The organism is Paucihalobacter ruber, from assembly GCF_006494535.1.
Taxonomy (GTDB): Bacteria; Bacteroidota; Bacteroidia; order Flavobacteriales; family Flavobacteriaceae; genus Paucihalobacter; species Paucihalobacter ruber.
Genome location: NZ_VHIQ01000004.1, coordinates 353283 through 369181, shown reverse-complemented (window position 1 = coordinate 369181; position 15899 = coordinate 353283). Strand labels below are relative to the sequence as shown.

Here is a 15899-nt window from a genome sequence, read left to right as displayed (position 1 = left end):
TTATTTAGGTATGATTTTTGAACGGTATTAATAAAACTTTCAGGTGAATAGATTTATTTACATAACCACAATATTTTTTTTCTTCGGAATGGTTGCTGCAATTGCTCAAGTTGATAGCAGAAATAAGTCTATTAAAATTCCCGCTGTTAAAACCGAAGAGAAAAGAGATTCCACCAAACTGAATATTAAGGCCGAAACCAAAGTAAAAGAAGGTGAAATCGATGCCCCTAAAAACAAAATAAGCGGTACCAACAAACCTGAGAACGACGTTGATCTGAACACACCTAAAAAGCCTTTCTCAATGCTTAGTGATAACACATTAAGGCATCCCGGAGAATTGTTTGAAGAGCGCTGGCGAAAAAAGGCCGAAGACGAAGGTATCAAGCCCAAGTCTATGGACGACCAGTTTTTAGGAGAATATCGCATCTATACCAAGCACGTCAATATTATGTGTAGAGACCACAAATTTCCTGATGGTGATCGAGTGAGAATTTTATTAAACGACGAAGTAATAGCGCCTAATGTCTTATTAACAGGAAGTTATAAAATTATTCCTGTCAATCTTTCTGATGGCATCAACAAAATAGATTTTCAAGCACTCAACCAAGGAGATTCAGGTCCAAATACAGCCGAATTAATTATACACGACGACAAAGGAAATTTAATTTCTTCAAAAGAATGGAATTTACTTACCGGCGTAAAGGCAACCATTGTATTTGTTAACGAAAAACCATTAGGATACAAAGAACCTGAGGAAGAAAAAGAAGCTAAAAAAGACAACAACTAATTATAAATTTGTTGGATTGGTCGCTAAGCTATTAAACAATTTTGCCTTAGTTTCGAAAAATTTATTCTGCACTTCAATAGATTTGAGCTCTGCGTTGATGAGATTCAATTCCCTTGTATTAATTAAAAACAGTGAACTTTCTCCAAAACTAAATTTACGTTCCTCGGCATTTAGCAATACTCTATTGTCCTGAACAATTGTTGAAATAAGAACATTTTGACGCTTAAAAGACTCTAAGGCGTTAAAAACAGCTATCACTTTATTCTGAATGGTAAGCTCTTCATTTTTCAAATCGAATTGAGCGTCTTGAACTTTAAATTTTGCCAACCTTAAATCACCGCGTTCTTTCCGTAAAAATAAGGGTAGCTCAAAATTTATTCCACCTTTGTAGTTAAAAGTATTTAAACTTTGGGCAATTTCGGGGGTTTCGGTTAAAAAATTATAATTAGCATCTAATCTGGGAAGCAATTTATTAGCTTTTAATCGTCTGTCAACATCTAAGGCTTCTATTTTAAGATTTAACGACCTTAGCTTAGGATGATTTTCTAAAGTAAATTGATCGAGTGTTAAACCCATAGTCTCAAAAGAAGAGTCAATATCTAATGCCGGATTTGTATCGGGAATTACTTCTTCTTGCAATTCAACCGGAACATCGTTAATCCAGAGAAAATTTGATACTTCCAGCCGCTTTTTAAACAATTCTAAATTGGCTTGTTCTAGGCTTAATTTCCTGTTTTCAACTGCAATTTTTGCCTCAATGGTATCAATGGCGGCAATATCTCCTGCGAGCGCACTTTGTCTGATGCCTTGAAATCTAATCTGAGCGTTTTCTAAAAAGTTATTGTATATTTCAGCTTCCTGATACGCTTTTAACCAGTTAAAATAGGCAATGGCCGCATCAAACAATATCTGGTTGACTAAAATATCTCTGTCGGCTTTGGTTTGTTCCCTAAAGAATTTAGCAGTTTTTAAATCTGCCATACGTTCATTCATTAACAAACCTCTTAATAATGAAGCCGAAATTCCGGCACTGTATAGACCATCATCCGGTAAAAAACCTTCAGGGTTTAAGAAGTCACCACTATTTTGTTCAAAATTTGCCTTAAGTTCAATTCCATACCAGGTTGGAATTTTAAAGGTTGTATTAAGCTGATCGAAATATTCAGTATCCTTAAATTCTTTTCGGTTGTAATCTACATTTATTTTAGGGTCGAAAGCGCCTCTTGAACGCAATAAATTAGCCTCACCAACACTTACGGTTAACTCTGCCTGCTTGGCAATAGGGTGAAAGCGTTTAACATAGCCTAAATATTCCTTGAAAGTAAGCAAAAGATCATTAGACGGCGTTTGAGCCACCGAAAATATACTGAAAAGCAGAAAAAAGACGATAAGGTTTCTTTTCATCTATTTTGAATCGAGTTTGGTTAGGTTTTCGGGTTTGTAATAATTTGGCGGAAACCCGTTCAATTTACGCCATAATTCAAACCAAATTGGCACATCTTCAAGCAGCGCCATTGTAAAAGCACCCGAACCAACACGCACATCACTTGGCCAGGTTTCTGCTTCAGGATCGGGAGAAATCAACACACGATATTTACCGTTATCGCTTATAAAATTTTCAATGGCTACTATTTTTCCACCGTAGGTACCGTAAGACACATTTGGCCAACCGCTAAATACAATAGCAGGCCAGCCGTCAAACTGAATTCTCACTTTGGCACCTATATACATTAAAGGTAAATCTATGGGTTCTACAAAGGTTTCAACAGCCATATCGTATCCGTCGGGCATAATACCCACCAAACGCTCTCCTTCTTTAAAAGTTTCCCCAATACCTCCGCGTATGGCCTTGTTAATAATACCGCTTTGTGGAGCCCGAATGAAATACATATCGTTACGCATTTCGTAATTGGTACGTTCGTTTTCCAGTTTGGTTACCTGTGCCGATGTATCAAATTGTCCCGATTGAGCCGTGTATAAATCGCTTTGAGCCTTCGAAATTTTGTCGGTATACTCGGCCTGAACACGATTAATCTCTATTTCTGCATTGATAACTTCGTTGATGGAAGATAATAATTTATTTTCCTGCGAAATTAACTTGGCCTCAGTTTCTTGAAGTTTAAGTTTATTTTCTTCTAAATCTCTTAAGGAATAAAGACCCTCTCCTTCTAAGCTTTCAATACGATCGTATCGTCTTTTAGCAATTTCTATATTGGTTTTAGCTGCTTCAAAATCAATACTGTCGCTTTGAACTTTTAACCTAGCCTGAATTAACTTATTACTGGCCATATTGAGCTTAAGTCTACGTTCTGTTACAAGAGCTTCAATTTGATTATTAAGAGCTTTCACCTTTTCCTCATAAGATTTAACCGACATAGACTTGGCTTCAATTTGTTGCCCTGTTCGTTCAACCAATTGCGGATCGAAATATTCGTTTTTGATTTCAGAAATGTGAAGAATGGTATCACCTTTATTTACAAATTCACCTTCTTTTACATACCATTTTTCAATACGACCGGGAATAGGTGATTGTATGGTTTGCGGACGTTGATCTGGTGTTAAGGTTGTTACTTGTCCGTTACCTGAAACAATCTGTGTCCATGGTAAGAATAAAATAATTAAAAGTATGATTCCAAAAACTATAAGGAATCTATCAATAGTCATAAAATGTTTTCTATGAAAAACAACCTGACTATGGGTATACTCAGACAAATCTACTTTTCCGTGTAGCGGACTTCTTGAAATATTAAGCATTGCGAATATCTGATTTAATTTTACCTCGTTCTAATTCAATTATGTGATTACAAGATTTGCGCCATCTTTCGTGTGAACCTACAACTACAAGTGTCCAGGGATGATCGTCGTCTAGCAAATAATCAATTATTCTATTAGCCTCAATGTCGTCAAACTGATCTAATGGGTCTTCTAAGATTAAAAGAGAGCAGGTTTTTGCCAAAGCCCGGGCCAATAATATTTTTCTTGAGATGGTTTCTGAAATTTGCTTTCCTTCGGGATAAATAATTGTTTTTATTCCGAATGGTTGGAATTTTACAAATTCTCTTAAACCAACAACATCGATAATTTTATTGATTCTTTGCTCGGTTATGGATTTATCTCCAAATGTGATATTTTCATAAATTGTTCCTTCGAAGGGAGTTTCTCCAGCCAAAATATGGCCAACTTGTGCCCGGTAATGGTTGGGATAAATACCTTTTAGCGACACATCATTTACATAAATATCGCCTTTAGAAGGCTCTGCAATACCCGCTATAACCCTTAATAAAGTAGATTTACCTGAGCCATTTGGGCCGTCGATTAGCACTGTGGACCGCGGTTCGATTGAAAAAGAAATATTTTCTAAGATTGGATAATCTCTATCTTTTGTTGTGAAATATACTTTATCTAATTTAATTTCAAAAGTTTCACTATCGGCAAATGGTATTTCGCCTGTTTGTGACTCTAATTCTTTATCAACAACCTGACCTATTTTTTCGAGAGATGTTAATACGTCGTACATGGTTTCTAAACTTAAAATCAACTTTTCAACCGAGTTAACCACTAATAATATAATGATTTCAGCGGCAACAAACTGACCAATATTCATTTGTTGATTTAAAACCAGTAAGCCTCCAATTATTAATAATCCGCCTGTTACCAACACCTTAAAGCCAATCATCTGGCTAAATTGTAAGATTAAAATTTGAAAGTGATTTTCTCTGGCTTCCAGATATTTCTTTAAAATAGAATCGTTTTTCTCAAGTGCTAAAGATGTTTTTCCCGAAAGTTTAAAACTCACGATAGAACGTGCAATTTCCTGTATCCAATGCGCAACATGATATTTATACTTCGATTCTAACAAACTGGTTTGCAAACCTCGTTGAATGGTAAATTTAAAAACAATGTAAATTAGAACTAATAATAAGATACCATAAATGATGAAAAAGGGATGGTAAAATGATAAAAGCAAAAGACCAAAAATAATTTGTAACAGGGCAGCAGGCATATCTAATAATAATTTTGCTACACCTTTTTGAACTGTAATGGTATCAAAAAATCGATTGGCCAGTTCAGGAGGATAAAAATTATGTAATTCGCTCATTTTTATTTTTGGAAACCTGTAAGCAAACTCAATTGAAGATCTTGTAAAAATCTTTTGTTGTAAATTTTCTACTATTCGCAATTGCATGAGCTGTAAAAGGCCTGTAAAAAGCACACTAAGGGTTACCAATACCACCAAAACAATCCATGATGAACTCACTTGAGCACCTTGAATTAGGTTAATAATTGCCTGAATACCTAATGGCAAAATCAAAGCAACCAAACCTGCGAAAATAGCGTAATACAATATCTGTAAAACATCTTTACGTTCAAGTTTTAGTAAGTTTACCAGTCTTTGCCAAGACGTTAATAATTGCTCACGCATAATTATTTATTTAAATTGTTAAAGACAAGATCTATCACAAAATCTCTTGGATGCGTAGTCTTATTACAGTCTGTTATGCTTAAAAAATGATTTCTTAAAAAATTTTGATGTAAAACAGATTCAACAGCGGTACTAGCCAAACTAGCCGGGTATATATAGTTAGGATTAACCTCTTTTATCATTTCACTAATTCTGCGAACTACACGTTTATAAACCAAAAAATAACCCTCTTTATTCTCTGCATCAACTTCTTTGGTTAAATATGATTTTGATGATTCATTAATAATAATTTGCTGTAAATAGCACTCATTAATATGTTCAAATCCATTGTCTTCTACTATATCATCTGAAATAATATTAAGAGCCGTTCTCAATTTATGTTTAGGGTCTGAAATACTCACAGTAGCCAAAAGTAGTCTGTATTCCATCCAACCCCAATACCAAGATGTTAAATAAATTAAAAGTTTGTGTTTGTTGTCAAAATATCGGTAGACAGAACTTTCGTTAGAACCAATACGTTCACCTAATTTTTTAAAAGTAAAGCTATCAAAACCAAGATCGTTTATTAATTCAATACTGTTCGACAATATTTTTTTACCAAGTTCAGAAGACTCAGGGTCTTTATTAAACAACTTTTTGTTGACACTAATTTTAATATTAGTAAGAATAGAATCCATCTTTCAAAATTTATCATCGCGAATTTAATAGTAATACTATTATATAAAAATTGTTTAACATTTCTTTATTAAAAATTGAAAGTCTTTTCCTAAAAGAAAAAATCTATATCAATACCTGATAAAGATTGAATAAAGTTATTAGAGTAGGTTTCCAGAGAATAGCTCCCGACACGAACCCTAACGAGTCTAAGAGTTGGAAATCCGACTTTAGAGGTCATTTTTCGTATTTGTCTAAACTTACCTTCACAAATAGTAATAGACATCCAGCTGGTAACACCGTGTTTGTCGTCTCTTACCTTGCGTTCCGGAATATTATTGGGCGTTGAAATTGGCAACACTTTACATGGTAATGTTTTATAAATACCGTCATTGGTAGTAATCTCAATGCCATTAGCCAAAATGTTACACGCCTCAGATGTGATCTGACCATCTACCATCACCCAATATTCTTTTTCGACTTTTTTAGATCTTATTTGTTCGCTTATTTGTCCATCGGTAGTGATAATCAATAAACCTTCAGATTTTTCATCTAATCGCCCAACAGCCATACTGCCTTCGGGAAACGAGAATAAACTTCCCAGTAATTTTTTATTCTTACGCTTGGTTTGGTTATTAACAAACTGACTCAAATACCCGTAAGGCTTGTAAATTATGTAATGCTCGTGAATCATTGCCACCAAGTAACAAAATATTTTTTTATCACTCCGGTTGGCTGTTTTACCCAAACCAATGGAGAAAATTGTTTATTAATTAAATCGAGAATGCTGGTATTTGCCTTGTCGAAGGTGAGCCAATCAACATTTACATGAGGTATTACCAACCAATTATGCTTGGTGGGTATATACATTTTACAATCCTGAAATTTTACTAATTCATCACAATGAATAAATCTTCCTGCCACACAGTCCTTATTAAGACCATCAAAGTTAGTTAATTCAAAATCTTCAGGTAAATACAGTTGCGCTTTAAACAGAACCTTTTGTTCAATAGCAGCGACGTCAATATTATTTTCAACCAATACATCTACTGTTTCAGGTTGATAGAGTAGTGGCAACTGGTGATTTTTAAGTCTGTTTAACTTCTCAATAAGTGAATCTTTTCTATTGGGCCCAATCCACGCCTTTAAACCTTCGCCAAAATTGTTGTCGAACAAATAGAACTTGTAAACAATTTCTAAATGAACAGGTTGATTATTAATCATTAAAAGAGCATCAATTTCACCTAAAGTAATCTTGTTGCGTTGAATCTGAATATTATTCGCAATAACCTCTATTTGTGATTGTTGAGAAAGGTTACTTAAAGCAAAATATTCAACTCTTTTTCCCAGTCTTAAACCGTTTGGAATATCATCTTCAAATTTTGTTTCAATGGTATTAGTTAAATCAATTGATGTTAATCCGTAATATAAAGCGCCTTCCCAAAGTATTGGTGTTTGTTGATAGCCTTGGTTTTGAAGTTGTAAATTAATGGTTTTTGATTTAGTTATACTTGAGATTAGTAAATTCAATGAAAGTAATATAAATATAACATTGCCCGACTCAAATTTCGGAATAAATAACATTTTACAAAAGGTCTTTTAATTACTCACATCGAAATTATTCATGAAGGTATCTTCTAATCATTTTTCACTGCTTTTTTGTATAATAAACAAATCCCTATTCATTGGATAAGACTTTCAATTTTTCCAGATTATTTTTTCTATATATATCCCAGCCAATTTTTATAGGTATTCAGTGTAATTCTAAAACTACCGTGCTAGATTAAGAGTTCTATAGCTAATATACGGCACTTATTCGAAATGGTAGGGATCCTAAAAAGCATAATAAAGATAACGACACATTCAACCCAATTTTGAAATAAAGCTTTTCATAAATCTCGCAATTACAATACCTATATTGAAATGCTTTAGTCTAAAATTTTTGATTAAACAACTTTTAAATTTTCCTTTGATTCAAAAATGACGTATATTATAGATTCAAAAATTTTTACAATGAAAAAGTTTAAAAGCCTTATTCTTCTCCTTTCTGGTTTTCTTGGACATGCACAGCGACCAACTCACGCTCCAAGCTCACAAAACAATTATCCCATAGACCTGAACAGTTGGTTTGATGTTCTGGTTTTTATCATTTTACCACTTATAATAATTGTTTTGTATTTTATGTGGCGCAGACAAGTTAAAATTGACAAAAAGAAGGATAAAGACATATCAAAATAAAAAGATAACCTTTCGATTGGCTTTTATTAATAGGGTAATACTAATTATTAAATCAGCTATAAGCATCTTTTTTACTTTTGGTAATTTTATAAGTTTTGGATTCTTAAATTCAAACGCCACCAAAATACTGCAAAAATCATCATTCTAAAACAATCGTGGCTGTTGACAGCACTGGTTTTGGGATTAAAATATTAATGATTTTCGAATTAGTTAAATTTAAATTCTATCAATAGAATGTATCAATTATAATAATCTCCTTACCCAACAAAAATTTCGCAATCAAGAATATTTTAAAAATTCTTTTTCTCGAAGTTCTCGTCAAAATTATTCGTGAAGGTTTCTTCTAATCAATTTTTACTCTTTTCCCATTTTTTGTAAAACTCCTCTATTAACTGCATAGTGCTGTATATTTTCCTACAAATTTTTTTCAAAATGTTACATATGTGATAGCATTTGTTACATATGTGATAGCCCTTTTTTTCATGCTAAGATAATTTTACGGTTTGTTAGACATCTAGGAGATTGAATAGATTTCAATCTCTTCTCTTATAACAGCAGTTTATAATTTTTTAAGTATATAAAAACCAATTTCTTAAAAACCCAACCAAAATGAAACCAATTTTACATTTAAATCTCAGCCAAAAAACCAAGAAAACCTATTTGTTTTCAAGTCAAGAAAAATTATTGCTTTCGGGGATAAAGTCATTCTTGGTTGTAATTATGCTTTTCTTTCAAGTAATCGCCTTTGGGCAAGCACCTACCGCACCATCCACCAACCTTTCTATCTCCAATATCGATGGAAACCAGTTTTATGTAAGTTTTACTAAGCAGACTGGAAGTGGAGATAAAAGAATTATTGTTGCCAGTACAAGTCCCATAACTGCCGAACCTGTTAACGGGGCTGATTATTTAGCCGGTAATTTCGGATTAGGAAATGAATTAGCTCCCGGGCAATTTGTTGTTTATAATGGGACAGCATCGGGCACTTGGATAAATGGCTTGAATCATTCTACCACTTATTATTTTAGGATATACGAATACAATGGTACAAGTTTTAGCACTGAATATCTTATTACAGAGTTTTTAGAGGGAAGCGCCACTACACGAACAGCTCCAACAATTCAAGCGAGCTCACTTACTTTTAGTAACGTCACCGGAAATGCAATGACCGTCGGCTGGGCCAGAGGGAATGGTGCCGGAGTTATCTTAATCGCAAGAGCAGACAACCCGGTTGAAGCAGAACCACAGGATTTAACAAACTACAATCCATGGACTGGTGCTTTTGGAAGCACTTGGACCGGTTATAACATCGGGACCTCAGAACATAAAGTGCTGTATATGGGTGCTGGAACAAGCGCATCTATTACTAATTTAGATCCCAACAGAACCTATCACTTTGCTATCTTTGAATATAATGGCAGTAGTGGCAAAGTTTATTTGAGACCAGGCACAAAAGCTAGCCAAAAAACAGCATCGGCCCCCACAATAGCAGCGTCTAATTTTAATGTTAACATTGCCAATGTCGACGGCAATCAATTTTATTATTCCTTTACAAGCGGAAATGGCGCCAGAAGGGTTGTCATTGCAAAAGAGGGAAGTGCAGTAACAGCGGTACCTGAGGACGGGATTCAATATTCGCACAACATAACTTTTGGTTCAGGAACCCAAATTGCTCCGGACGAATTCGTAGTTTATGACGGAACATCAAATCAAAGCTGGTTATATGGCTTAAAGCCTGGTACGACGTATCATCTTGCTGTATATGAATATAATGGCACGGGGACAGGTACTTTTTATTTAACCAATCCCTATTTGGCGGGGAGTAGAGCTACTCTTTTCCCGCCTACGGTTCAAGCCAGCTCTCTTACTTTTGACAATATTACGGGGTCTGGAATGAGAGTCAATTGGGTTAATGGAAACGGAAGTGGTCGTATCCTGATTGCCAGAGCGGACAATCCGGTAGAAGTGGAACCGCAAGATCTAACAAATTACAATTCCTGGGGCGGAGCCTTTGGAACTACCAGCACTGCCTATAATATAGGGACCTCAGAACACAAAGTGCTTTATGTAGGTGGCGGAACCAACGCATCTATCACTAATTTAGATCCCAACAGAACCTATCACTTTGCCATATTTGAATACACAGGGAGTAGTGGAAAACAATATCTAAGACCAGGTACACTAGCTAGTCAGAAAACAGTATCGGCCCCCACAATAGCAGCGTCTAATTTTAATGTTAACATTGCCAATGTCGACGGCAATCAATTTTATTATTCCTTTACAAGCGGAAATGGCGCCAGAAGGGTTGTCATTGCAAAAGAGGGAAGTGCAGTAACAGCGGTACCTGAGGACGGGATTCAATATTCGCACAACATAACTTTTGGTTCAGGAACCCAAATTGCTCCGGACGAATTCGTAGTTTATGACGGAACATCAAATCAAAGCTGGTTATATGGCTTAAAGCCTGGTACGACGTATCATCTTGCTGTATATGAATATAATGGCACGGGGACAGGTACTTTTTATTTAACCAATCCCTATTTGGCGGGGAGTAGAGCTACTCTTAGCCATCCCACAGTGCAATCGAGTAATGCCTTTACTAGTAGTAGAAGTAATACCTCCATTAATATCTCCTGGACCAGAGGGAATGGAACTCAAAGAATTCTTATAGGGCGTAAAGATGGCCCGGTAAATGTAGAGCCTCAAGATTTAACAACTTATAGTACCTCTGCCACCTTTGGAACTAGCTGGACTCAAATTGGTACAGGTAATTATGGATTGTATGTGGGGACCGGAAATAACGTGAATATTACCAATCTAGAACCCGGTACCAATTACTATTTTGCCCTATTTGAATATAATGGAAACAGTGCTAAATTATACCTGAGACCTGGATATCAGTTTGCTTTGGAAACATTTGGAGAAAGACCCACTGTGCAGGTTTCAAATGCGACCTATTCCAATATTGATTTTAATTCTTTTGATGTTAACTTCATTAAAGGTGATGGAAGCCGAAGATTAGTCTTAGCTAGAGTGGGTAGTCCGGTAAATGCCGGACCGGCTGATTTTACCTCCTACATCGCTAACAATACTTTTGGTCAAGGCGATCAGATTGGTTCTGGTAATTATGTGGTTTATAATGATTTTGGAGAAAACTTTTCCCTGCAAGGTCTTGACCCCGCGGTGACCTATTATTTCGCATTTTTTGAATACTCCTTGTCATTAGATGGAGAGCTTTACCTTTCACCTGCTTATACTTCTACCCAATCATCAAAAACCATTGTAGATCTCGGAGTTTCTCAAATTATTTCTCCTGTTTCTAGTTGTGAATTAAGTACTCAGGAAACAGTTACTGTGGAAATAAGTAATTATAGTGCCTTTCCAGTTGATGGTTTTCAGGTGGCATATTCAATAAATGACGGTGAACCAATAATTGAAAATATAACTGGTACTAATACTATTACAGGAAATGGCAAATTGACTTATAGCTTCCAAGCAAAAATTGATTTATCAATAGATGGAATCTATCAATTGAAAGCATATACTATAGTAGGAGAAGACATTGACTTGAGTAATGACAGTTTAACTGTGTCAGTGGAAAATTTCCCGGAAATGACTACTACTATCTCACCCGATGCAACTATTTGCAAAGGAGAATCCATTTTACTTGAAGCTACTGGAGGAGTCGCTTATTCTTGGAGTAATGGATTCGTGAACCCCTCTATTTCGGTAAGTCCGAATGAAACTACTACTTATACTGTAGTAATAACAGATGCGAATGGTTGTACAGAGGAGCAATCCGTGACAATAACAGTGATTGACACTATAGAATTGGAATTTTTAGGCACTGAAAATTATACTAGTAGCTATGTTTATCCAGAAGTTGGAACAATTGATTCAACTTTCACTTTCAAAGTAAATTATAAGGATGCACTGGGCTATTTACCTGCAGATGGCTATCCAAAAGTGATTTTGAGTAGTTTTTCGAATACTTATGAACTTACGATGACTGAGGTAGATCCTTTGGATCAGAATGTTGCGGATGGTAAAGTCTTTGAAGCCTCCATTACAGGCCTTTCTGCCGATGAAACTTGGAGCACCCGGTTAAAAGCTTTTAACACAAATGGCTGCCTTGAGGAAACAATAAATCAAACAGGGGTACCACTTGTTTCTAAGCGAGTTTTAGACATGAGTATTTTTGCGGATGATATTCTATTTAGCAAGGAAAAACCAGGGATTGGAGAAATATTTACCATTACAGCCAGATTAAATAATAATTCAGATTTTCCGGCCGGTAATTTCAACGTTAATATCTACCATAATTTAGAGTTAGTAACCACTATACCTGTCAATGGTGTTGAAGCTAGAAGCATAGAGTCTATTGCTTATGATTACAGCTTTGATTTTCCCGGTAGACACGAAGTGAAAGTATTTATCGATGAGGAAAGAGTACTAGAGGAACAAAATCCATTGAATAATTTTGCTATTCGGTTATACTCACTTCCTGAGGGAATTACAGCTTCAGCATATCTCAATAAAAATACTTATAAAATAGGAGAGACTATGTATCTCTCGGGATCTGTTAAATTTTTAGGCTCCGATGTTGCCAATAATGCCGTATCAGGTGCAAAAGTAGATATCACGTTAAGTGATGGTCGCACTTTTACTACTTTTACCAATAGTAATGGTGTATTTTCTTTTGCTTTCATAACGCCAGATACTCTGGGAGATTTTTGGATTACGGGAATTGCTGATGAAGGAAGATTCACAGCAACATTCGAAATTGGAGATTCTTCAGGAGGAAGTATTGGATTTACCGTGATTGAAGCAGATGAGCCAATATTGTTTTCGGATTTGAAGACGAATATTTCAATTAATTATCCAGAGGGCAGATCGTATTTTTTAAAAGGAGAAGAAATTACGGGTGTATTTAAACTTGAAAATATTGGTGATGCCATTGCATCTGATTTTATTTTCAAATACGGTAATTGTCAAGGTCTAGATATTTCAGAATTTATTCAGTCTATTCAACCAGGTCAAATTATTGAGTTCCCATTTACGGATATCGCTACTACTATTAATAGCTGTTCTGGATTAGGATGTAAATTTGAATCGGTGGTTGATGAGCTTGATAGTGTCAAGGAAATAAATGAAAGAAATAACAAGTCAACCAAATATGTTAAAATTTTAGCAAACCTACCAGATCTGCGACCTAGATTTTTTTCTTTAAATTATGATGAATTTGATGAAACTTATTATTATACACCTGATGACGGTATAACTTTTAATGCTCGAGCTACAAATGATGGCGGTAAAGATATAGTTGATCCATTTAACTTTAGGGTGTATGTAGATGGTCAGGTATTAAAGGATACAATAATAAATAATTTGAAGGTTTGTGGTACTGTATTCATGAAAGATCTTAAACTGTCATTCAACGACGGAGAAGATCATACAATTTTAATTACCGTAGATGAGCCTATAGGCAGTGGAAATATTCAAGAATATAGAGAGGATAATAATAAATTAACTACAATTATAAGATTAAAACAGGTGAAACCGGATTTAAGAACCGAGATGTATAATCTTTCAGTATCCCCAAAAATGCCACTTCCTGGTGAAGAGTTCAATATTATTGGCGGATATAGAAACCAAGGTGAAACATCAGTTCAAGATTCGTACTTAAATAGATTTACAGTTTCTGAGAGCGGTATAATTCGAGAGCAAGTAGTAAATGGAATATCCCCACTTGAAATTAATACGTCGGTCCAATCGCAAATAACTACGAGTATAGCGAACTATGGAAATCACTATGTTGTTTTTGATTTGGATATTGATAATACCATAGAAGAACAAAGGGAATTTAATAATTCAGCCCAAATGCCACTATGTGTTGATCTTGTTCCCAGTAGAGATCCTGAGGCATTTTATAGTTATAGTGTTTGGGATGGTGGTTTTCAAGTTTTCACGCAGCAATATTTGACGGCCTACATCGGTAATAGAGGACTATTTATTCCTTCAAATGTTAAAGTACAATTTTATCTTGATGAGGAATTAATAGCAGAAACTACTATGGATGAGGTACCTACTTCCTACACAGGAAGGGGAACGTATTTAAGGATTCCTTATATATTTACTGAATCAGGGACCTTTAATTTAAAAGTGGTAGTTGATCCGGACAATGAATATATTGAATGTAATGACGATGATAACGTATATAGTAATTTAATTACTATAAAAACTCCGGGGCCAGACTTGGTAGTACTACCTAAATACATAAGTCCAACACGTTTGAATCCCGATATAGACGAACCAATCAATGTTTTTGTCTCATTTGATAATATTGGCACAGTGCCCGCGGGACCATTTAAGATCAGATTGACGGTTGACGATGAGCCTTTAGGTGAAGATGTACAAGTAGCAGGCCTTGATGCAGGTTTAAGTAGCACCGTGGCTATACCGGAGGCCTACAGCAGCAGTATCGGAGGTTTCAAAACTTTAAAAGCATATGTTGATGTTAATAATGATCTTGACGATGGTAATCTTAGAAATAATGTAGCCGACAGGCAAATATTTGTAGGAGACGCACCAAATTTAACATTTAGTTCCGCTGAACTTTTAAATGAGTGTCCTGAAAATAATACTGCTAACACCGCCACCTTTAATATTATAAATGAAGGAGATGTAGATGTTGAAGCCGAAGTTTCCTTTTATCATAAGATTGGCGAAGACCTGTTGGATATAAAAACCGAGTTGATTCTAGTTAACGCCAGAGACACCTCGTCCATTGTCCTTGATTACCAAGTATTAAGTAATACGTATGAATTATTTGCTCAAATAGCAAATGCCTCTCCGTTTGAATACAACGAACTAGACAATACGATTTCCCTTTCTTACTGCGATAATCAGGAGGAATATTTTACAATTCTAACAGATGTCATCGGACAAGGAACAATCATTAAAAGTTCTGATAATAATAAATTTATCTCTGGTTCAACCATTTCTCTTAATGCTATTTCAGCTGAGGGATGGAGTTTTACTAAATGGTCTGGCGATATTATAGGAACACAAAACCCATATGAATTGACAATCGATGGCAACAAAAATGTGATTGCTGAATTCACCGAGAATTTTCGAATTAAACTAAATAAAACCAATGAATCCTGCTTTGAAGCGGCAGATGGAAGAATAGAGGTAGATATTTTTGCAGGAGTAGCGCCTTATACAGTTGAATGGTATAAGAACGATGCCTTGCTTCCGGAAACAGGAACTATTATAAATAATCTTTCAGCAGGACTCTATGAAGTTCGGGTGACTGATTCCAATAATGTAATGCTTTCAGATGATGTGAATATAATTGTTGGTGACTTCCAGTATCCTATCGTAGTCATTTCTACTGAATACAATGTTTATCTAGATGAGAATGGTATTGGGTCTTTGTCCATTGCAGAAATTAATGATGATTCCTTCGATAACTGTGGTATCAAGTCCAAATTTTTTAACGATGGCCTATCTACCATTTCATTTGACTGCACAAATATTGGAGAATCCCGAACGGTAGACTTTAAAGTAGAAGACACCAATGGAAATGTATCAGTGAAGTCCTTTAATGTGATTGTTCAGGATGCCGTTAAACCTATAATCTCCACCAACGGCGATCAAAACGTCAATGCCGAAGCAGGACTTTGCTCTGCAGCGGTAACAGTGAGTGCCACCGCTACCGACAACTGCTCTGTCGGCGATCCTGTAGGGGTGAGAAGTGACGGTGCATTGTTGACCGATCCATATCCTGTGGGT

General features: G+C 35.5%; 9 protein-coding genes. 3 read left to right on the top strand and 6 right to left on the bottom strand.

Features of this window, described 5'->3' with window-relative positions; translation table 11 throughout:
- The first annotated feature begins 43 nt into the window (after positions 1-43).
- On the top strand, positions 44-787 hold the full coding sequence (locus tag FJ651_RS10170; RefSeq protein WP_140990404.1) for a hypothetical protein: 744 nt from the start codon (positions 44-46) through the stop codon (positions 785-787).
- Here FJ651_RS10170 and FJ651_RS10165 read toward each other — a convergent pair whose 3' ends face one another.
- The 6 genes from FJ651_RS10165 to FJ651_RS10140 form a co-directional block, all read right to left on the bottom strand.
- Positions 788-2191: a TolC family protein gene (locus tag FJ651_RS10165; RefSeq protein ID WP_140990403.1), complete on the bottom strand. Its 1404-nt coding sequence runs from the start codon at positions 2189-2191 to the stop codon at positions 788-790.
- Complete coding sequence (locus FJ651_RS10160; RefSeq protein ID WP_140990402.1) at positions 2192-3541, bottom strand: HlyD family secretion protein; 1350 nt, start codon at positions 3539-3541, stop codon at positions 2192-2194. It abuts the gene before it with no gap.
- Positions 3534-5210, bottom strand: a complete 1677-nt coding sequence (locus tag FJ651_RS10155; protein ID WP_140990401.1) for a peptidase domain-containing ABC transporter — start codon at positions 5208-5210, stop codon at positions 3534-3536. Before FJ651_RS10155 ends, FJ651_RS10160 begins: the two co-directional genes overlap by 8 nt.
- A gap of 2 nt (positions 5211-5212) precedes the next feature.
- Positions 5213-5887, bottom strand: a complete 675-nt coding sequence (locus FJ651_RS10150; protein ID WP_140990400.1) for a TetR/AcrR family transcriptional regulator — start codon at positions 5885-5887, stop codon at positions 5213-5215.
- 89 nt (positions 5888-5976) lie between these two features.
- On the bottom strand, positions 5977-6558 hold the full coding sequence (locus FJ651_RS10145) for a pseudouridine synthase (RefSeq protein ID WP_140990399.1): 582 nt from the start codon (positions 6556-6558) through the stop codon (positions 5977-5979).
- Entirely contained in the window at positions 6555-7394 is an 840-nt protein-coding gene (locus FJ651_RS10140; RefSeq protein WP_216746125.1) for a DUF1853 family protein, read from the bottom strand. Before FJ651_RS10140 ends, FJ651_RS10145 begins: the two co-directional genes overlap by 4 nt.
- A 483-nt stretch (positions 7395-7877) precedes the next feature.
- Between FJ651_RS10140 and FJ651_RS10135 the strand changes: the two genes are divergently transcribed.
- Both FJ651_RS10135 and FJ651_RS10130 read left to right on the top strand, forming a co-directional pair.
- Entirely contained in the window at positions 7878-8102 is a 225-nt protein-coding gene (locus FJ651_RS10135; RefSeq protein WP_140990397.1) for a hypothetical protein, read from the top strand.
- 609 nt (positions 8103-8711) lie between these two features.
- The coding region (locus tag FJ651_RS10130) for a CARDB domain-containing protein (protein ID WP_317130885.1) at positions 8712-15899 on the top strand (7188 nt) is incomplete at its 3' end.

Bases quoted from the DNA above. Each gene is read 5' to 3' on its own strand.
- FJ651_RS10155 (WP_140990401.1), bottom strand. From the start codon at position 5,210: ATGCGTGAGCAATTATTAACGTCTTGGCAAAGACTGGTAAACTTACTA.
- FJ651_RS10165 (WP_140990403.1), bottom strand. From the start codon at position 2,191: ATGAAAAGAAACCTTATCGTCTTTTTTCTGCTTTTCAGTATATTTTCG.
- FJ651_RS10145 (WP_140990399.1), bottom strand. From the start codon at position 6,558: ATGATTCACGAGCATTACATAATTTACAAGCCTTACGGGTATTTGAGT.
- FJ651_RS10150 (WP_140990400.1), bottom strand. From the start codon at position 5,887: ATGGATTCTATTCTTACTAATATTAAAATTAGTGTCAACAAAAAGTTG.
- FJ651_RS10160 (WP_140990402.1), bottom strand. From the start codon at position 3,541: ATGCTTAATATTTCAAGAAGTCCGCTACACGGAAAAGTAGATTTGTCT.
- FJ651_RS10135 (WP_140990397.1), top strand. From the start codon at position 7,878: ATGAAAAAGTTTAAAAGCCTTATTCTTCTCCTTTCTGGTTTTCTTGGA.